The 19,643-nt window shown below is 57.4% G+C and carries 16 protein-coding genes and 1 pseudogene; 13 read left to right on the plus strand and 4 right to left on the minus strand.

Annotated elements, in window-relative coordinates; all coding sequences use genetic code 11:
* Positions 1-100: 100 nt before the first annotated feature.
* Positions 101-600: pseudogene (locus ABIE61_RS13130) on the minus strand (HPP family protein).
* A gap of 428 nt (positions 601-1,028) precedes the next feature.
* Between ABIE61_RS13130 and ABIE61_RS13135 the strand changes: the two are divergent.
* The 5 genes from ABIE61_RS13135 to ABIE61_RS13155 are packed head-to-tail and all read left to right on the plus strand — an operon-like array spanning position 1,029 to position 6,186.
* Positions 1,029-2,615 carry an ABC-F family ATPase gene (locus ABIE61_RS13135; RefSeq protein ID WP_354410190.1) on the plus strand — a complete coding sequence of 529 codons (1,587 nt, stop codon included), beginning with the start codon at positions 1,029-1,031 and terminating at the stop codon, positions 2,613-2,615.
* A gap of 15 nt (positions 2,616-2,630) precedes the next feature.
* A complete protein-coding gene (locus ABIE61_RS13140; RefSeq protein ID WP_354410192.1) occupies positions 2,631-3,950 on the plus strand; it encodes a DEAD/DEAH box helicase in 1,320 nt (439 codons plus the stop codon).
* A gap of 27 nt (positions 3,951-3,977) precedes the next feature.
* Positions 3,978-4,445 carry a Cys-tRNA(Pro) deacylase gene (gene ybaK / locus ABIE61_RS13145; protein WP_354410194.1) on the plus strand — a complete coding sequence of 156 codons (468 nt, stop codon included), beginning with the start codon at positions 3,978-3,980 and terminating at the stop codon, positions 4,443-4,445.
* A 25-nt stretch (positions 4,446-4,470) separates the two neighbouring features.
* Complete coding sequence (locus tag ABIE61_RS13150) at positions 4,471-5,178, plus strand: ZIP family metal transporter (RefSeq protein ID WP_354410196.1); 708 nt, start codon at positions 4,471-4,473, stop codon at positions 5,176-5,178.
* Positions 5,179-5,229: 51 nt separating this feature from the next.
* Positions 5,230-6,186, plus strand: a complete 957-nt coding sequence (locus ABIE61_RS13155; protein ID WP_354410199.1) for an Acg family FMN-binding oxidoreductase — start codon at positions 5,230-5,232, stop codon at positions 6,184-6,186.
* Here the strand turns inward: ABIE61_RS13155 and ABIE61_RS13160 are convergent.
* A complete protein-coding gene (locus tag ABIE61_RS13160) occupies positions 6,176-6,640 on the minus strand; it encodes a gamma-glutamylcyclotransferase family protein (RefSeq protein WP_354410200.1) in 465 nt (154 codons plus the stop codon). The two genes, ABIE61_RS13155 and ABIE61_RS13160, sit on opposite strands and share 11 nt — an antisense overlap.
* Positions 6,641-6,758: 118 nt before the next feature.
* Between ABIE61_RS13160 and ABIE61_RS13165 the strand changes: the two genes are divergently transcribed.
* Positions 6,759-7,142 carry a group II truncated hemoglobin gene (locus ABIE61_RS13165; RefSeq protein ID WP_206835782.1) on the plus strand — a complete coding sequence of 128 codons (384 nt, stop codon included), beginning with the start codon at positions 6,759-6,761 and terminating at the stop codon, positions 7,140-7,142.
* 60 nt (positions 7,143-7,202) lie between these two features.
* On the opposite strand, the gene ABIE61_RS13170 is transcribed toward ABIE61_RS13165, so the two are convergent.
* Positions 7,203-10,085, minus strand: coding sequence for a valine--tRNA ligase (locus ABIE61_RS13170; RefSeq protein ID WP_354410203.1), 2,883 nt, complete (start codon positions 10,083-10,085; stop codon positions 7,203-7,205).
* Positions 10,086-10,240: 155 nt separating this feature from the next.
* Between ABIE61_RS13170 and ABIE61_RS13175 the strand changes: the two genes are divergently transcribed.
* The 7 genes from ABIE61_RS13175 to ABIE61_RS13205 all read left to right on the plus strand — a co-directional run bounded on the left by ABIE61_RS13175 (position 10,241) and on the right by ABIE61_RS13205 (position 17,171).
* Positions 10,241-11,380, plus strand: a complete 1,140-nt coding sequence (locus tag ABIE61_RS13175; protein WP_502915058.1) for an MlaE family ABC transporter permease — start codon at positions 10,241-10,243, stop codon at positions 11,378-11,380.
* A complete protein-coding gene (locus tag ABIE61_RS13180) occupies positions 11,380-12,168 on the plus strand; it encodes an ABC transporter ATP-binding protein (RefSeq protein WP_354410327.1) in 789 nt (262 codons plus the stop codon). Before ABIE61_RS13175 ends, ABIE61_RS13180 begins: the two co-directional genes overlap by 1 nt.
* 2 nt (positions 12,169-12,170) lie before the next feature.
* The gene (locus ABIE61_RS13185; protein WP_354410206.1) at positions 12,171-13,109 is read left to right on the plus strand and encodes an MlaD family protein; all 939 of its coding nucleotides are present in this window, start codon (positions 12,171-12,173) and stop codon (positions 13,107-13,109) included.
* A 14-nt stretch (positions 13,110-13,123) separates the two neighbouring features.
* Positions 13,124-13,717 (plus strand): ABC-type transport auxiliary lipoprotein family protein, encoded by a 594-nt coding sequence (locus ABIE61_RS13190; protein ID WP_354410209.1) that lies wholly within the window; start codon positions 13,124-13,126, stop codon positions 13,715-13,717.
* 28 nt (positions 13,718-13,745) lie between these two features.
* Positions 13,746-14,612: a bifunctional methionine sulfoxide reductase B/A protein gene (locus ABIE61_RS13195; RefSeq protein ID WP_354410211.1), complete on the plus strand. Its 867-nt coding sequence runs from the start codon at positions 13,746-13,748 to the stop codon at positions 14,610-14,612.
* A 26-nt stretch (positions 14,613-14,638) separates the two neighbouring features.
* Complete coding sequence (locus ABIE61_RS13200; protein WP_354410214.1) at positions 14,639-15,244, plus strand: transglycosylase SLT domain-containing protein; 606 nt, start codon at positions 14,639-14,641, stop codon at positions 15,242-15,244.
* 250 nt (positions 15,245-15,494) lie between these two features.
* Entirely contained in the window at positions 15,495-17,171 is a 1,677-nt protein-coding gene (locus ABIE61_RS13205; protein ID WP_354410215.1) for a hypothetical protein, read from the plus strand.
* A gap of 345 nt (positions 17,172-17,516) precedes the next feature.
* Here the strand turns inward: ABIE61_RS13205 and ABIE61_RS13210 are convergent, their stop codons facing one another.
* Positions 17,517-19,616, minus strand: coding sequence for a 3'-5' exonuclease (locus ABIE61_RS13210; RefSeq protein ID WP_354410217.1), 2,100 nt, complete (start codon positions 19,614-19,616; stop codon positions 17,517-17,519).
* Positions 19,617-19,643: the final 27 nt, after the last annotated feature.

Raw genomic sequence — 19,643 nt, forward strand, 5'->3', positions numbered from 1 at the left:
CTGTCGGCAAATGTAAGTTGCTGATCCATCGGTGCGTCCTCAATCGTGTGCAGCAGGCATTATCCCATGCGGCTGACTTATTCGCAGCTTCCCTAATTTTTTACCTGTTTTTATGCCGCCCTCCCGCATGCTCCTGCGCCAGTTCAAACAGTTCCAGCAGGTCCTCTTCCGTTACGTCGATATAGGAGTCCAGCTGTTCCATGGCGGATCTCAGGTCATCTGCATTGATGCTGACCGCTCGTGTTGGCGGTGGCGGGTGTTGGTGTTGAGCCAGACTGGCAGGATAGCGGCGCCAATAAAACAAGCCGTTGAACAGCAGGGCTACCAGCAGGATGCTGGCCACATTGAGCAGTACCGGACACAGCAGGTAGGCATAGCCCAGCTGGTGAATGCTGCTGCCACCAATGACGGCTGTCAGGGCTGTTGCGCCGCCGGGTGGATGCAGCGCAGGTAGTGCATGGTGGTGACCGCCAGCCCAACCGCCAACGGTGCGGTAAACCATTCGCCGGGCCAGAGCCATTGGCAGCTGACGCCGATGAGGGCAGAGATATTGTGTCCCCCCAGTACCGCCCAGGGCTGAGACAGGGCGTCATGCGGCACGGCGAACAGGAGAACGGCATTGATGCGGTGAGCAAAATTGCTGCTTCTGAATCAAGCCACCAGCTGTAGACCAGCATCACCAGCCCGATCCCCATGACGGTACCCAGGCCCGAGATCAGCTTTTCGGTATGACTGGTGGTGTTGGGACTCAGGCCCATCCACTGACAATAACGATGGATGCGGCTGTCTGACTGTTCCGGCACGGCTGAATTCACTTGAGGTCTTGAGAGCAACGCCCGATACGGGCGTCTTATAGGAGATCATACCCTTTAAGGTGTAAACGAAATGTTGATTGATAATGTGTGTTTGTGTGCCCCTCTACTCAATGCCTCTTTTATGCGATAATTCACCTCTTTGGTAGTATCCCCTGCCGGCTGTATCGACGGTCGGTCCGCCATACCCATTCAAGACCAATCGAGTAGATTCCATTGCTGACCACTGCGAATATCACCATGCAGTTTGGCGCCAAGCCACTGTTTGAAAATGTTTCCGTTAAATTTGGTGACGGCAACCGTTACGGCTTGATCGGCGCCAACGGCTGCGGTAAATCCACCTTCATGAAGATTCTGGGGGGCGATCTGGAGCCCACCAGCGGCAACGTCTCCAAGGACCCGAACGAGCGCATCGGCAAGCTGCGACAGGATCAGTTCGCCTATGAGGCTTTCAGCGTGGTCGATACCGTGATCATGGGGCATGAGGAGTTGTGGAAGATCAAATCTGAACGTGATGCGATCTACGCCAAGCCGGACATGACCGAAGAGGATGGTATTCGTGCCGGCGAGCTGGAAGGCGAGTTTGCCGAACTGGATGGCTATACCGCCGAGTCCCGTGCCGGTGAGTTGCTGCTGGGTGTCGGTATTCCGGTGGAACAGCATTTTGGCCCGATGAGCGAAGTGGCGCCGGGCTGGAAGCTGCGTGTACTGTTGGCGCAGGCGCTGTTCTCGGACCCGGACATTCTGCTGCTGGACGAACCGACCAACAACCTGGATATCAACACCATTCGCTGGCTGGAAGGGGTGCTCAATCAGCGCACTTGCACCATGATCATCATCTCGCATGACCGTCACTTCCTGAACAGTGTCTGCACCCATATGGCTGATGTGGACTACGGCGAGGTGCGTCTGTATCACGGCAATTACGATGAGTACATGACCGCGTCGACTCAGGCGCGTGAACGCATGCAGGCGGATAATGCCAAGAAAAAGGCACAGATCGCCGATCTGAAAGCGTTTGTGAGTCGCTTCTCTGCCAACGCCTCCAAATCCAAGCAGGCGACTTCGCGCGCCAAGCAGATCGACAAGATCCAGCTTGAGGATATCAAGCCGTCCAGCCGTCAGAGCCCGTTCATTCGCTTTGAACAGGACAAAAAACTGCACCGTATCGCACTTGAGGTTGAGGGGCTGTCCAAGTCATTTGATGAGGAGCTGTTCAGTGGTCTGAATCTGACCGTGCCGGTGGCTGAGCGTATCGCCATCATCGGCCCCAACGGCATCGGTAAAACGACGCTGCTCAAGTGTCTGGTGGGGGATCTGGAGCCCAGCGCCGGTAAGGTCAAGTGGTCTGAAAACAGCAATATCGGTTACTACGCGCAGGACCATGCACACGAATTCACCGAAGCGAAAAGCCTCTACGACTGGATGGCCTACTGCGGTAAGGAAGGTGATGACGAGCAGGTGATTCGCGGTACGCTGGGTCGTCTGCTGTTCTCCCAGAAAGATATCGACAAGTCGGTCAAGGTGATCTCCGGGGGAGAGCAGGGCCGCATGATTTTCGGCAAGTTGATGCTGCAAAAGCCCAACATTCTGGTGATGGATGAGCCGACCAACCACCTGGATATGGAGTCGATCGAAGCACTCAACCTGGCGCTGGAAAACTACCCTGGTACGCTGATTTTCGTCAGTCACGACCGAGAGTTTGTTTCCTCACTGGCGACCCGTATCATTGAGCTGACGCCCACAGGCATCAATGACTTCCACGGCAGTTATGAAGATTACCTGCGCTCGCAGGAACAGTGAGCAGGAGTGAATACCATGTCCGCCTTTGCCGAACTGGGCCTGTGCCCTGAACTGGTCGCCACGCTTGACGCGCTGGAGTACCGCGCGCCTACACCGATCCAGTCTCAGGCGATCCCGCTGGTGCTGGCGGGACATGACCTGATTGCCGAGGCCCAGACCGGTACCGGCAAAACAGCCGGTTTTGCGCTGCCTATGATCGAGCGTCTCGGCCGCACGCCCGCAAGCGGTGATTACCACCCGATCCGGGGCCTGATACTGACGCCGACCCGTGAGTTGGCCCAGCAGGTGGGTGAGCATGCGCTGGCATACGGCCAGCTGCTGGGGATGCGGGTCATCTCCATCTTCGGCGGTGTGCGTTTCGACAATCAGATCCGCAAAATGAAACGCGGAGCCGATATTCTGGTGGCAACTCCGGGGCGGCTGCTGGATATGTTGAAGCAGAAAAAGCTGTCGCTGGAACAACTGGAAATGCTGGTGTTCGATGAAGCGGATCGCATGCTGGATCTGGGCTTTATCGGCGAGATCCGAGAGTTGCTGACCTATATGCCTGAGCAGCGGCAGACGCTGCTGTTTTCCGCCACACTGAATGACTCGGTGGAGGTGCTGGCCGACAAGCTGCTGCAGAACCCGAAACGGATTGCGATTGCAGCACGCAACTCGGCCAGCAAACAGGTCAAGCAAAGTGCCTACGCGGTGGATAATGCCGACAAGGCGGATGTACTCGGCTTCCTGATTCGTGGCGGCAACTGGCAACAGACCCTGGTGTTCACGCGTACCAAAAAGCGTGCCGATCAGCTCTGTGCACAACTTGTGGAAGACGGCATCAGTGCGGTGGCGATTCACGGTGATCGCACCCAGCGTGAGCGCATGGCCGCGCTGGCCACGTTCACTGCGGGCGAGGTTAAAGTGCTGGTGGCCACTGATGTGGCCGCCCGAGGGCTGGATATCGAAGCGCTGCCGCAAGTGGTCAATTACGATCTGCCGAATCAGCCCGAAGCCTATGTGCATCGCATCGGCCGTACCGGGCGGGCAGGTTTGAAGGGCTGGGCCGTGTCACTGGTATCGCCGGAGGAACGACGTTTTCTCAAGGATATATCGGCCCTGATCGGCAAGCCACTGCAGCTGCAGCCTGTTCCGGTACTTGAAAACGGCAAGCTGATTGAAGGTGGCGCATTGGCTGAGAAGAAGGCCAACCGGACCGGGCGGACGCGCGTAGCCTCAGCGGGCAAAAAAGGTACACAGGGGAAAAAAGCGGCCCGGCAGATGCCACAGGCTCAGCCGGAACCGGTTGCACCCAACCGACCGGGCAAGCGCCCCTCGCTGTTTGGGCGTTAATCACAGTAACCTGTAGGAGTCGAAAGGATGACACCCGCAGTTGATCAGGCCCGCAAGGCGGGTATTGCACACCGTATTCATGAATACAGCCATGACCCTGCAAATGAATCCTATGGGCTTGAAGCGGCCGAAAAGCTGGGGCTGCACCCCGCACAGGTATTCAAGACGCTGGTGGTCAGTCTCGATGGCAAGGCACTGGCGGTCGGCATCGTGCCGGTGGTCGGCAAGCTCAATTTGAAACAGATCGCCAAGGCGGCGAATGCCAAAAAGGCCGCCATGGCTGATCCGGTTGAGGTCGAGCGTGTTACCGGGTATGTGCTGGGTGGGGTAAGCCCCCTGGGCCAAAAAAAGCGGCTCAAGACCTTTATTGATGACAGTGCCGCTGCCTTGGATACGATACACGTCAGCGCCGGACGGCGTGGGCTTGAGATTGAGCTGTCACCGCAAGATCTGGCCCGGCTGACATCGGGTGTTTTCGCACCGATTGCAGGCTAGAGGTCTTAGCTATTCGGGGGTTCCCATGCTGTTGCACATACTGACGTTAACGCTATTGGCCGGACTGAGTATGCCACTGGGTGCATGGCTGGCCTGCGCCGAACGGATACGCCCGCACTGGCTGGAAAAGGAATTTCGTCACAGTGTCATCGCCTTGGGTGGCGGTGCTCTGCTGTCCGCGGTGGCCCTGGTGCTGGTGCCTGACGGCCTTGAACACCTTGATACAGCACCAGCACTGTTCTGGTTTGTACTGGGTGGACTGATTTTTATGTGCATCGATGTACTGTTGAACCATTTCAAAACCTCTGCCAGTCAGTTGGTGGCGATGCTGGCCGATTTTGTGCCGGAGTCCATTGCGCTGGGCGCAACCTTTGCACTTGGCGGCAGCAACGGCCTGCTGCTGGCTCTACTGATCGGCCTGCAGAATCTGCCCGAAGGCTTTAACGCATTCCGCGAGTTGCGTCATCACACCGGCTACTCGGCACGTCGCATCATTCTGATTTTTGCGCTGATGGCACTGATGGGGCCAGCCGCCGCATGGTTGGGATACGGCTGGTTGGCAGACTATCCGGCCGTTGTGTCATCCATCATGCTGTTCGCCGCTGGCGGCATCCTCTACTCGGTATTTCAGGACATCGCCCCCCAGGTGAAACTGGCGCGGCATTGGGGCCCTCCCATGGGGGCTGTGCTAGGGTTTGCCCTCGGAATTGCAGGCCACATGCTGACGGCCTGAAGTGGCTGTCGTACACTCAGGTGCCACACCCACTCTGAAGGAGCCAGACTGATGGCCGAGCGCACCTCTCTCCATGCCTTGCTGCAGCAGGCCGTTCTGGCACCTTCCAGCCACAATACTCAGCCCTGGCTGTTCCGCCTGAATGAGACGGAGCAGGTGGTCGAGCTGTTGGCCGACTGGCAACGCGCGCTGCCGGTGAATGACCCCGACAATCGGGAACTGCATATCAGCTGTGGCTGTGCGCTGTTCAATCTGCGTGTGGCAGCTGCCGATGCCGGGCTGTCGCTGGATTGGACACTATTGCCGAAACCGGAAACACCGAATCTGCTGGCTCGGGTGCATATTGGGCGTGGTGAAAAAGAAACGACGCTGGCGAGTCTGGGAGACGCTCTGATTCACCGCCGGACTTGGCGAAACCGCTTCAAGCCGGAAGCCTTGTCGGCAGAGTTGCAGAACGCTTTATGCGAAGCCGCCCGTGCCGAACACGGCCATGTGCAGTTGTTGCTGGACCCCGAGCTGCGACAGCAGGTGGTGGAGCTGGTTAAACAGGGCGACAGCCTGCTGTGGCAGGATGAGACCTGGCGTGAGGAGCTGGCGCGGTGGATGCATCCGGGACGAGCCGGCGATGGACTGACCGTGCCTCGGCTGGTGGCACCACTGGTCAGGGGCGTTGTGCGCCACTTTGACATGGGTAAAAGCATGGCATCTCAGGATCGGCTGCTGGCGGAGGAGTCTCCGTTACTGGCGCTGCTGAGCAGTGATGGCGATACGCCCCGTGACTGGCTGCAAACAGGTCAGGCTCTGCAGCATCTGCTGCTGGTCGCGCAACAGCAGGGCGTTCAGGCTTCCTACCTGAATCAGCCGATACAGCACGCACAGTTAAGGCCTCAGCTGGAGCAGCATATTGGCGCACAAGGACATGCCCAGATTCTGTTGCGACTGGGGTATCCCGATGACCGTCTGCCTGCCTCGCCGCGCCGTCCACTGGACGATGTCATCATCGATTAGGTGCCGGCTCTGTCGCTGCCGGTGGTTGCTTGATGCGCGTGTACACCCAGGCCTCATTCCCATCCTTAAGTGTCAGCCGGACTCGCTCGTAGCGAATTCCCAGTCGCTCGTATCGGTCAAGCCGGCGCAGGCTGGTCGGAGACACCTCCAGTAGCTCGCCCTGTGTCACGGCTGTGGGTGCCGCAACCAGGTCCAGCCCTTCGCGCCGAAAGCCGGGCAGCCGGGCGGGTGTCGATACGATCTTTTCCCCGGTTACCAGCCAGCGTACCCAGCCATGGGTCAGCGTGCCGTACACAAACAGTCTGTGTTGGCGGTCAGGGGCAATGGCCGCCAAGCCGGCGGGCGCCGTGTATCCCCAAGGACTCAGCAGGTTGTACCAGAACCAGGCTGGGGGCAGTAGCAAGATGATAGCCAGTGCCCATATCACCCATCGGCGCCGGTTAGAGTTAGCCATGTTCTTGTGATATCCCCTGTGTTGAAAAATGGATATTAAGTGCACCTACAGGCTTTTATCTGAAGTCTGGCTGATTTATGTTGGCTCAGCATCAGGATACTAACAGAGGAATACCCCCATGAGTGGTTACAACACCCCATTTGAAGCACTGGGAGAGGAGGGCATCCGTCAGCTCACGAACGCTTTCTATGACTACATGGACAGTGCGCCCGAAGTGGCCGGCATTCGTGCCATGCATGGCAAGGATCTGACACCGATGAAAGAAAGGCTGGCCGACTATCTGACCGGCTGGATGGGTGGGCCGCAGCGTTATGCCGAGAAATACGGCTCGGTCTGCATGACCAGTCCGCACAAACCCTATGCGATCGGTACAGACGAGCGTGACCAATGGCTGCTGTGCATGGACAAGGCACTGGAGCAGATTGGCGCAGACGATGAGCTCAAACAGATGTTGAAAGAGCCGATGTTTGCGATTGCCGATATGATCCGCAATCGAGACTGAGTAGCGGATAGGATAGTAAAAATTTAAGCGGGGCCGGTGATGTTCCGGCCCCGCTGAAGCTCAGAGCGCTTCTATCTTGGCGTACTGTTGCTTGAGCTTGTCGAACGCGTCCTGTGCGTCGGCAATTTTCTGTTTCTCTTTGGCAACCACGTCAGCCGGCGCGTTGGCGACAAACTTCTCGTTGGAGAGCTTGCCTTCAACACGCTTGATCTCGCCGGTCAGGCGATCCAGTTCCTTCTGCAGACGTCCCAGTTCGGCTTCCTTGTCGATCAGGCCGGCCATCGGCACCAGCAGCTCCATTTTGCCGACCAGCTTGGTGACGGACATGGGGGCTTCATCGTCTGCTTCCAGCCACTTGACTTCGCTCAGCTTGGCCAGCTTGGTCAGGGCAACGTAGTTTTCCTGTACGCGGCGGAAGTCTTCGTCGCTGCCGTTGTGCAGCAGCAGTTCCAGCTCTTTGCCCGGGCCGATGTTCATTTCGCCACGGATATTGCGCACGCTGACGATCACTTCTTTTAGCCATTCGATGTCGGCCTCGGCGGCTTCGTCGATCAGCTCGGCCACCGGTTTCGGGTAGGCCTGCAGCATGATGGTGTCGCCTTCCTTGCCGGCCAGCCCCTTGATCTGTTGCCAGATCTCTTCGGTGATGAACGGCATCAGCGGATGTGCCAGACGCAGGATCGCTTCCAGTACGCGCACCAGAGTACCGCGGGTACCGCGACGTAGGGCGGCGAGGCGCTCTTTCTCTTCGTCGGTTTCACCTTCGGACTCGTCCCACAGCACTGGCTTGGACAGCTCCAGATACCAGTCGCAGTACTGGTTCCAGATGAAGTCGTACAGGGTCTGAGCGGCCAGATCGAAGCGGTACTCGTCCAGGTGCTTGATCACGGTCTGTTCGGTCCGCTGCAGACTGCTGATGATCCAGCGGTCAGCCAGGGTCAGCAGCACTTCAGTGTTATTCTGGGCGCAGTCCTGACCTTCGGTGTTGGTCAGGACATAACGCGCGGCGTTCCAGATCTTGTTACAGAAGTTGCGGTAGCCTTCCAGACGCTTCATGTCCCAGTTGATGTCACGGCCGGTAGAGGCCAGTGCGGTCAGGGTGAAGCGCAGGGCGTCGGTACCGTGGGCGGCGATGCCTTCCGGGAACTGCTTCTCGGTGCGCTTGCCAATCTTCTCGGCCAGCTGTGGCTGCATCATGTTGCCAGTGCGTTTTTCCAGCAGCGCTTCCAGACTGATGCCGTCGATCATGTCCAGCGGGTCGAGCACGTTGCCCTTGGACTTGGACATCTTGTCGCCGTTCTCGTCGCGGATCAGGCCGGTGACGTACACGTTCTTGAACGGTACCTGCGGCTTGCCGTCTTCGTCCTTCATGAAGTGCATGGTCATCATGATCATGCGCGCCACCCAGAAGAAGATGATGTCGAAGCCGGTGACCAGAGTATCGGTCGGGTGGAAGGTTTTCAGACGCTCGGTGTCTTCCGGCCAGCCCAGGGTGCCGAAGGTCCAGAGCGCAGAGCTGAACCAGGTGTCGAGTACGTCGTCGTCCTGACGCAGCTCCAGTTCCGGGTCCAGATTGTATTTCTGGCGGGCGGTATCCTTGTCGGCGGCGACGTAAACGTTGCCTTCGTTGTCATAGAAGGCCGGGATGCGGTGGCCCCACCACAGCTGGCGGGAGATGCACCAGTCCTGAATGTCACGCATCCAGGCGAAGTACATGTTTTCGTACTGCTTGGGCACAAACTTGATGTCGCCGTTCTCGACCGCCTCGATGGCCGGCTTGGCCAGTGTCTTGGCATCGCAGAACCACTGGTCGGTGAGCATCGGTTCGATGACCACGCCGCCACGGTCGCCGTAGGGGATGGTCATGTTGTTTTCTTCGATCTTCACCAGCAGGCCGGCTTCTTCCATGTCCGCCACGATCTGGCGGCGGGCCTCGAAACGCTCCAGCCCACGGTATTTTTCCGGCAGGGTCGGGTCAATCTCGGTATTGGGGCTGCCGTCGGTGTTGAATACCTGAGCTTCCTGACGGATATGGGCATCCAGCGTCAGCACGTTGATCATCGGCAGGCCACAGCGCTTGCCGACTTCGTTATCGTTGAAGTCGTGCGCCGGCGTGATCTTCACGCAACCGCTGCCTTTCTCCATGTCGGCGTGTTCATCGGCCACGATCGGGATGCGGCGTCCGGTCAGCGGCAGCTCAACGAATTGGCCGATCAGGCTTTGGTAGCGCTCGTCTTCCGGGTTCACCGCCACACCGGTGTCGCCGAGCAGGGTTTCCGGACGGGTGGTACCGACCACGATGTGGTCTTCACCGGCCGCGGTTTTCACGCCATCGGCCAGCGGGTAGCGCAGATACCACATCTTGCCCTTGACCTCGCGGTTCTCAACTTCCAGATCGGAGATCGCAGTGTGCAGTTTCGGGTCCCAGTTGACCAGACGCTTGCCACGATAGATCAGTTTGTCGTCGTACAGGCGGATGAACACTTCCTGTACCGCACGGTAGAAACCGGAATCCATGGTGAAGCGCTCGGTGGGCCAGTCCACGGAGTTGCCCAGACGACGCATCTGGCGGGTGATGGTGCCGCCGGACTCTTCCTTCCACTCCCAGATTTTCTCGATAAAGGCATCGCGTCCCAAGTCGTGGCGGGTCAGTTCTTCCTCGGCGGCCAGCTTGCGTTCAACAACCATCTGCGTGGCGATGCCGGCGTGGTCGGTACCCACCTGCCACAGGGTGTTGCGGCCCTGCATGCGGCGGTAGCGGGTCAGCGCATCCATGATGGTGTGCTGGAAGGCGTGGCCCATGTGCAGGCTGCCGGTGACGTTGGGCGGCGGAATCATGATGCAGTAGGCGTCGCCTTCACCGGAGGGTGCAAAGTAACCCTTCTCTTCCCAGGTCTGGTACCAGGATTTCTCGATATCGTGTGGCTGGTAGGTCTTGTCCATTGGGGTCCGTATCTCTGATTCGTTGGCGCTGTCGAAACCCGCCATTATACAGTGCGGCATTCCCGGGTGACAGGGCTCGGAGCCTTCGCTATTGCAGCAAAGGGGCAGGGGGAGGAAAATGAGCCTTTAAACAGGCTATTCAGGTGCATACAGGGATGCAAAAACCGGCGATGACAACCGATACCGCCCCCGGGTGGATTGAGTGGCACGGCCAGCGGGTGTGTCTGGGTGGCAGCTGGACGCTGTCTCACTATCGGCATCTGAAGCAGATGCTTGCGCAGCAGTCGTCCCCCGAGTGGGATTGTGTGCTGCAGCTGGAGGACATTCAGGCACTGGATACGGCTGGCGCAACGCTGCTGGCAAACTGGTTCGGTGCGGATCGACTGCGCACTCTGATCGAACAGAGCCAGACGCTGCAACCCGAGCGCAAAGGGTTGCTGCAGGTGGTGATAAAGGCGTTGTTGCGAGAACCGGCAGAGCCTTCACCCAAGCCCTCGCCGCTGATTGCCGCATTGGCGCATCTTGGCCAGCAAAGCGAGATCGTATTCCGCCACTTCTGGGAGTTGAGCGGCTTTATCGGACTGGTATTGCAGACGCTGTTCGGCATTGTATTGCGGCCATGGCGTTGGCGCATGACCGCACTGGTGAATCAGATTCACGAAACCGGACTCAATGCGGTCCCGATCGTGGCGCTGCTCACCTTTCTGGTGGGTGCCGTGGTGGCTTTTCTGGGGGCGACAGTACTGGGTGAATTTGGCGCCGAAATCTATACCGTCAATCTGGTGGCCTACGCCTTTTTGCGAGAGTTTGGTGTGATTCTGGCGGCCATCTTGTTGGCGGGTCGAACGGCCAGTGCGTTTACCGCTCAGATCGGTTCCATGAAAGCCAACGAAGAGTTGGATGCATTGCGAACGCTGGGGCTCAGCCCCATGGAGCTGTTGGTGGTGCCGCGGGTGTTGGCACTGTTGATTACATTGCCGCTGCTGACCTTCGTGGCGATTATATCCGGCCTGACCGGTGGTGCACTGGTGGCGCTGGTATCGCTGGACATTCCACTGGGGCAGTTCTTCGGCATTCTGGCGGATGTACCGCTGAAGCACTATCTGGTCGGGTTGGTGAAAGCGCCGCTGTTTGCCTTTGTGGTGGCCGTGATCGGCTGCATGGAAGGCTTCAAGGTCAGTGGCAGCGCCGAATCCGTCGGGCGTCACACAACCTCCGCTGTGGTTCAGTCAATCTTTATGGTGATATTGCTGGATGCGCTGGCGGCGCTGTTTTTCATGGAGATGGGGTGGTGATGACAAAGGATATCAAGCCGTCCCCGCTGATTGAGGTGCGTGGCCTGTGCAACCGTTTTGGTCGCAACACGGTGCATGAGCATCTGGATCTCGATCTGTATCCTGGTGAGATCCTGGGTGTGGTGGGTGGTTCGGGTACCGGCAAGTCGGTACTGCTGCGCTCGATTGTGGGTTTGAACCGTCCGAGTACGGGTGAGATTCGCCTGTTCGGTCAGAATCTGCTGGCATTGTCAGGGGCAAGACGCTCCCGGCTTGAGCAGCGTCTGGGGGTGCTGTTTCAGGGCGGCGCGTTGTTCAGCTCGCTGACCGTTCGGGAAAATGTGGCCTTGCCGCTGATCGAACATGCCGGATTGAGCCGTGCCGATGCCGAGGCGCTGGCGGAGGTCAAACTGGCGCTGACGGGGCTTGCGTCACATGCCGGTGATCTGTACCCGGCTTCACTGTCCGGTGGTATGGTGAAACGTGCTGCGTTGGCCCGGGCACTGGCGCTCGACCCGGATGTGCTGTTTCTGGACGAGCCCACCGCAGGGCTGGACCCCATCGGCGCCGCCGATTTTGACCAGTTGCTGCTGACCCTGCGCAACGCACTAGGGGTGGCGGTGTTCATGGTGACGCATGATCTGGATTCACTCTGGACCGCCTGCGACCGTATCGCGGTACTGTCACAAAAGCGGGTGCTGGTCGCGGATACGCCCGAGCGTGTATCTCGCCATGACGATGAATGGATACAGGCCTATTTTAATGGCCCAAGAGGTCGTGCCGCCTACGCGGCGGCAGGGGAGAGGTAAGCATGGAAACACGTGCACATCATGTGCTGATTGGACTGTTCACTCTGGCGGGGCTTTTGGCGGCGCTGTTTTTTGGCATCTGGCTGGTGCAGTCCGGACAGCAGCAGGAAACACGGCGCTATCGCGTCGTCTTCAACGAGGCGGTAACAGGCCTTACCGTGGGCAGCCTGGTGCAGTACAACGGCCTGCGCGTGGGTGAAGTAAAACAGCTTCAGCTGGACCCGGCTGACCCTCGCCGCGTTCTGGCAGACATGGAGGTCAGTTCCGTCACCCCGATCAACCAGGGGACACGTGCGCGGCTGGCGATCGCCAACATTACCGGAGCAGCCAATATTCTGCTCAGTACCGACAACCCGCAGGCCCCCGCACTGGAGCGGCCAAAGGAAGGACCGCCGGTGATCGAGGCCGATCCATCACCGATCGGGGCATTGCTGGGTAACGGCGAAGCGCTGCTCACAGGTGTGAACGAACTGGTAGAGCAAGGGGCTGAATTGCTGTCACCGGAAAACATCGACCGCATTGGTCGTATTATCCATAACCTGGAGCAGGTGTCCGAGGAGCTGGTCGAATCCAGATCGGGGGTGGGTGAGACGCTGGACAACCTGAGCACAACGGCTGAAGAGGCACAAAAGGTTCTGCAGGCCGCGACCCAACTGATCAGCCATGCCGACCGGCTGCTGTCCGATCAGGGGGCGCCGATGGTGGTGGATGGGCGCAGGGCGATGCAGTCGCTGGCGCAGAGCGGTGAACAGCTGGAGCGCCTGCTGAGCCGCAATGCGAGCGCACTGGACAACGGCCTGCAGGGAATGGCTGAGATCGGCCCGGTCATGCAGGAGCTGCAACGCAGTTTGGGAACGTTGAACCGCATACTGTCGAGACTGGAGGAAGACCCGGCCGCATACCTGACCGGGCGCCCGCCTGCACCTGAGTTCACACCGTGAGGGAGAGTGTGTATATGAAACATCTGTTGTTGACGGGGTTGCTGGCATTGGGCGTAGCAGGCTGTAGCTGGTTGCCCTCGACTGAGCCGGTACAGAGCTGGACGCTGGAACCTGCACCCGCCGTCGCGGGTCAAAGCGTACAGGTGGAAAGCCTGAGAGTACTGCGCCCCCAAACCCCGGATCTGCTCAATGGCCGTCACATGCTGGTGGTACCGCAAGGCAAGCCCCCAAGTGTATATGCGGGCGCTCGCTGGAACAGTGCGATACCGGAGCTGTGGCGAGATCAGCTGATTTCGGCCCTGCAGCGGGACAGCCGCTTCAGTCAGATCAGCGGAGACGAAGTGCGTCTGGCAGCGGACCGCGTGCTGGTATCCCGACTGGACGCCTTTCAGACCGAATATCATCAAGGGGTGCCCACGGTTGTGATCCGCGGCCACCTGCAGCTGGTAGAAGCCAATGGGCGTGCCATCCTGGCTGAAACCTCGCTGGATCTCAGCCGCCCTGCCGACAGCAGTGAGCTGGCCGATGTCGTCGACGCGTTCTCGAGTCTGAGTGCCGAGATGGCCGACGTCATCAAGCAGTGGCTGCTGAAAGAAACGGCAAAATAACACACAATTTCCCGTGCCGAGGTAGAACATGTCCTACAAAAAGCTGACCCCTGAAGAAGAGTACGTCATCATCAGAAAGGGGACGGAGCGACCTTTCACCGGCCAGTACAACGAGCATTTTGAAACCGGTGTATATGCCTGCAAACAGTGTGGGGCGCACCTGTACCGCTCTGAAGACAAGTTCCCCTCGCACTGCGGCTGGCCCAGCTTTGATGATGAAATTGAAGGCGCCGTTCGCAGAGAGGTGGATGCGGACGGCCGCCGCACCGAAATTCTCTGTGCCAACTGCGGCGGTCATCTGGGACACGTATTTGAAGGCGAAATGCTGACACGCAAGAACGTGCGCCATTGCGTCAATTCCATCTCCATGGACTTCATCAGTGCCGAAGAACTGGCACAGCAGCAGGGCAGTACCCTGAAAACCGCCTATTTCGCCGGCGGCTGTTTCTGGGGGGTTGAGCACCTGCTGCAGCAGCACCCTGGTGTGGTGTCGGTTGTGTCCGGTTACATGGGCGGCCATGTGGATAACCCCAGTTATGAACAGGTCTGCGGCAAGCAGACCGGTCATCTTGAGGCCGTGGAAGTGCTGTACGACCCGGCAAAAGTTGATTTCGAAACACTGGCCAAACTGTTCTTTGAGATTCACGACCCGACTCAGGAAAACGGTCAGGGGCCTGATATCGGACCTCAATATGCGTCTGCCATTTTCGTGCAGGATGACGAAGAGCGTGGCATCAGCGAAAAGCTGATTGCGCAGTTGGAGAATCAGGGGCTGGACGTGGTGACGCGAGTGCTGCCGATGGCACCGTTCTGGCGTGCCGAAGAGTTCCATCAGGACTACTACGTGCGCACGGGCAAGACGCCTTATTGCCACCGGTATCAGAAGCGGTTTTAACTGCTCATCCGGTTGCTGGTGTACGTATGCAAAGAATCTGTTTGTGTCTGATGTTGCCTCTTCTGTTGGCGTCCTGTGCGACCACACCGCCGTCCAATGTGGAAAATGCCTGCCGGATCTTTCGCGAGAAGCCCGACTGGTTTGATGCTTCTCTGACGGTTGAACGAAAGTATGGCCTGCCGATTCAGGTGCAGCTGGCCATCATGCGACAGGAGTCCAGCTTCAGGCACAATGCCGCCCCTCCTCGCGACAGCTTCCTCGGCATCCCCATGTGGTGGCGAGTATCCAGCGCGTACGGCTATGCCCAGGTCAAGGACGAGACGTGGGACTGGTACAAGGACAAGACCGGCAACTGGGGCGCCGACCGTGATGACTACGACGATGCCGTCGATTTCATGGGCTGGTATGCCGACGTGTCGCAAAAGACCTTGGGTATCTCCAAGTGGGACGCCTACAACCAGTATCTGGCGTACCACGAAGGGCACGGTGGCTGGCAACGCAAAACCTATAACAGCAAGGGCTGGCTGGTCAGCGTTGCCCGAAAGGTGGATGCCAACGCCCGGATGTATGGCGAGCAGCTTAGAAGCTGCAGACACAGTCTGAAATCCTCACCCTGGTGGTGGCCCTTCTAAACCTCAGCGCCGTCATGCTGCAGGTATGGCGCGTGAGCCCGTCCGTGGCGTGGGCTGCGTTTTGCCGCCAGGCTGTCATACCAGAGAAATAGATCGGCAAGCGTCTGCCGGTTCTGCCCATCCCTTCGTTCTGTACCCATCGCTGAACGTGTTGAAACCACTCTGGAAATGCGGGGTTGGTACAGTCGTTGCTGATAAATGCTGTGTATCCGGCTTTTGAGTATTTATCACGCAGGCAGAGGACGTCAAAGTGAGTATCTCCATCACATCGTTAATCCCGAACAGCACACCGAGCCAAATTCAGGCGCGGACGGCAATCCACAAGGAGATCAATGACTTGGTTTCCCAGGGGTTGGTCGGGGAATACACGACAACGCTTGCGATGATGTCAGAAGAGGGCCTGCAGCGCTTCGAAATCACCCAGTGGAGTGAACAGGCCAACAATCAGTGGTGGGCCTTGATGGAAGCCGGTCCCGCCGGTGTGGAAGCCGCCAGCTATCTTGAACAGATGGTTGCCCAGCGGCGCGGCTACGCGGGTGCTTATCTGGATGACTATTTCACCCTGTCCTACCGGTTGGCCGAAGCGCTGGACGAGGATTTTCCCGTCTCGGTGGAGCTTGATCAACTGGCCGAGAACGCTTTGGCCGGGCGTCATCCCAGTGAAAATGCTGACGGTACGCGGCTTGCCAAAGAGGAACGCCTGAATCAATTCTGGCAGGACAACCAGTCCGACATCGAAACGATGCTGGAGCATTATGAGAACCTGAAACAGATGCCCGATCACCTGGGGGATTGGTTGGATCAACAGCAGATACCCCGCTCTGAAGCGGTTGATCAGGTCATTGAGATGCATCGTTACGCCGGGCTGGAAGGCGCTCGGGAACGCAGCGATGCATTGGCCAATACAGCGGTATATCAACTGGACCGAGACGGTGCCGGCGGTCTGAGCGATGATCTGTCCAGTTTCATGGTGTTTAACGATGTCACTGCACACCATAAGGCCAATGATACATTCGACCCGCAGGCGTACGCCGATCTGGCACACCGCTTGATCGAAATTGGCTTGAGAATCGGCGACGCGAATATGTTGAAAAATGCCGTTTCCGGTCAGCTGTATCACAGCGACAAACAGGCATTGATTCAGTCCTATCAAACCCTGTATCAGCCAATGAGGGATCAGTTTTACAATGCTCTGTCGGACCTGGAGCCCGAGGTTAACCTCCAGGATCTGCTCGATAACATCAAACATGGTGATCCTGTTGGCCAACTGCCTGATGGCAGCCTGCATCCGCAACAGGATCGTCTGGAAGCCTTTGTGGCGCAACACAGCCTCAGCCTTGAATCCATCGCAAACAAGCAACTTCAGCTGGACGAATTTCCACGAAGCCGTCTGGAATGGCAAAAAATCGAGGCCAATGGCCGGCGTGCCGAACAGCTGGTATATCAGCAATACGGCCTTGAGCCCTGGGAAAAGGGGACGAACAGTCGCACCTTGCGTGAACTGTCCTGGCAGGGTGTCGACTACCTCAACAGCCAGCCCGATGATATCCGTCAGAACCTGATCAACGATGCCAAAGCGCGCCTGGAATCACTCATGCAACAGTTCATGTCGCTACGCGAAGAGCATCCCGGCCTGACGATGACGCTGGAACAACTGATCGACAACTTCCGCTTCAACCGACCTGCCGGCCAGCTGGCTGAAGGCGGCATGTCATCTGCACAGCAAGCGCTTGAGGCGTTTCTGAACGACAACGAGCCGTTGATTGTTGATTACATTGATTCCTCTTGGCTGCTTGGGAAGCAGGACAATCTGAGCCAGATCGACTACGCCCGCTGGATGGATTCAGAACGCGCAAGCCGGTACGCGGACACTCTGCTAGATCTGATTGAGCAGAGCCGGAGGGTGGTGGGGCAGGGGGTTGTGTGATGCGGGGAGGTATTCGTTTGGTGTGAGCAGTCAGCTGGCGCATTTGCGCACATACCGGACATTAGGAAGGGGCTTAGTCAGCTGGGGCTTTCGACCCAAAGCAGACGCTGTGCTTCGTTGTGTGCCACGTTCCATGTTGATGGTGTGTCTGGCGAGTTGGTGGTGCGCAAAGGGATTATTGCTTGGGTGCTCAGACATGTTAATAGTTATTAACATGGTTTTTGCTTTGATTATAAGAACGATACGCAGAGAGTTAAGACTGTGTGGTGTCTCTGCTCTGACATGACAGTCAAGACTGCGCCATTTGCAGACCGCCCTCTTAGAGGGCGGTCTGTGTGCATGTCACTACATTAAATCGTCTAAGTAATCGGACCCAGGCTCAATGCCGGATATTACGAGTTCATCACGGGCGCGAGTACAGGCGACATACAGTAAGTGTCGCTCTGTATCTTCAACCTCTTTCATCGCTTGATCATCTCCCATCACTGAGTCCAGTCGCTCTGTCAATGGCAAGACATCATCGTCGCAAGCCATCAGGATCACACATTTGAATTCCAGCCCTTTGGCCAAATGCATGGTGCAGAGGGAGACTTTGCCGGTGACCCATTCCATGGCGCGGCTCATGGTATTGAAGTCGGCTCCAGCAGCTTTCAGAGCCCTCTCCGCGCGCTCAAACTGGTCATGACTACGCACCATAATCCCGATTTCCTCTGGTGCGATATTGTCGTCGATCCAGCAACGGATCTTCTCAGCGACAAACAGAACTTCGTCTTCCTGTTCTTCGAATAGCTCGATTACAGGCGCCGGGCCATTAAACAGAGAGATTGTTCCACTTCTGTCATCGATATTACCGTCACTATCGCTGATTTTGCTGTCGAGCAACTTATCAGCCTGACGACGAATCTGATGGGAAGTACGATAGTTGATCTTGAGTGTGCTGGAGCGACCGCGCAGATCTATACCCAGAGCTTTCCATGAAAAGCCTGGTTGGAAGATCCGCTGGCCGAGGTCGCCGGCAAAGAACAAGCTGTCAGGGCGATTTTGTCCCAGCGCGGCAATCAGCTTCAGCTGGGGAATAGTCAGGTCCTGTGCTTCATCTATCAACACATGATCAAAAATGATCCGACGCTGCTGTGTCAGTGTTTCCGCCAGACGAGTATACATGGCGGCCTCGGTCATTAACTGCTGTTCATCCAGTCCTTGCCAGACTCGCTCAAAAATCGCCCATAAGTGTCTGCGTTTATCTTCGTTCAGGCGGCTTTTGCGTCCAGTGCGTTTGATATCTCGATAAGCATCCCAGTCTTGCAGTTGTGAGGCATCAATCAGGTAATTCCATTCATCCTGCAAAAATCGTTGTGAATACTGAGAGCTTTCGGCTTTTGCAGCATCCGCCAACAAGTCTTTGACTTGCTCTTCTGTAGCCAACTTGAAACTGCCGAGATTGGCTTTGTACAGGCGTACAGCGATTTCCCTAACGGAATACACCTCTAGTCGTTCGCCCAGACTAAGTTTGCGTTTTTCCGAGATCAAACGCTTGCTGCGTTCACGCAACACGTTGGCCAACAAACTGGAGTAGGTCGCAAGCAATACCCGCTTTTCATCACTTTCGCTGACCAGATGCATGGCACGATGCAACGCCACAATGGTTTTACCGGTTCCAGCGGAGCCTGTCACACGAGCGGGGCCTTTAAAGGTGCGTTCGACCAGATCCTGCTGGCTGGGGTGCAAAAAGAGCGTCCACTTATCCCACGGGTAATCCAGAGCCCGCTCCAGCGCTTCGATGTCTTCCAGCACTCTGAATCGACGCATGGCGTCTGGGTGGTTGAACGGATTGCTGTTGGGTGCAGCTTTTCTAGCTGGTTTCGGTGTTTTGCCTTCGTATAGCTCCAGCAGTGCTTCAGCTGCTTCTGATGGCAATACATCAATTAGATCTAGTAGATCATCCTCTGTGGCTACCGACAGCACAGCAGCTAGGCTGCCTTGTGGAACACCATAGGAAAGCAGTTGAGGCTCAGCGACATGCGCAAACATTTTGGGCTCAGTGGACGCATATCGAAATGGTTCGGGCTCTGCCTGCTCTTCACGCTGGACTTCACGCTGGACTTCACGCACTTCCACCAGCTGAGCCGCACCTGTAGTTGGGTGAGTTTCCAGTTTGCGCTTTGCAGCCCAGCGATAGGCCTTATCGTGGTGATCCACATAGCAGAGCAAAATACTGCCTTCGGTGCGGTGGAAAATGATCCGTATGTCCATATTGGCGCTAGCCGACCAGAAGTTCGGATCTTTGCTTTTATCGACCTTGTGTAAACGCAGACCCGCTGGCGCAGTGTCCAGCGTGTCCATGTACATATGCAGATCGAACGCGGCCTGTTTAACAGCTTTCTGTTCCTGATTGGTCAGGTTGCCAAGGCTGTTGGCAAAGGTATCTGAGGTGCGAAATTCCATCTCCTGCGACTCCATTAAGATGGTTAC

Origin of the sequence: Marinobacterium sp. MBR-111 (assembly GCF_040547585.1) — a bacterium.
Taxonomy (GTDB): Bacteria; Pseudomonadota; Gammaproteobacteria; order Pseudomonadales; family Balneatricaceae; genus Marinobacterium; species Marinobacterium iners.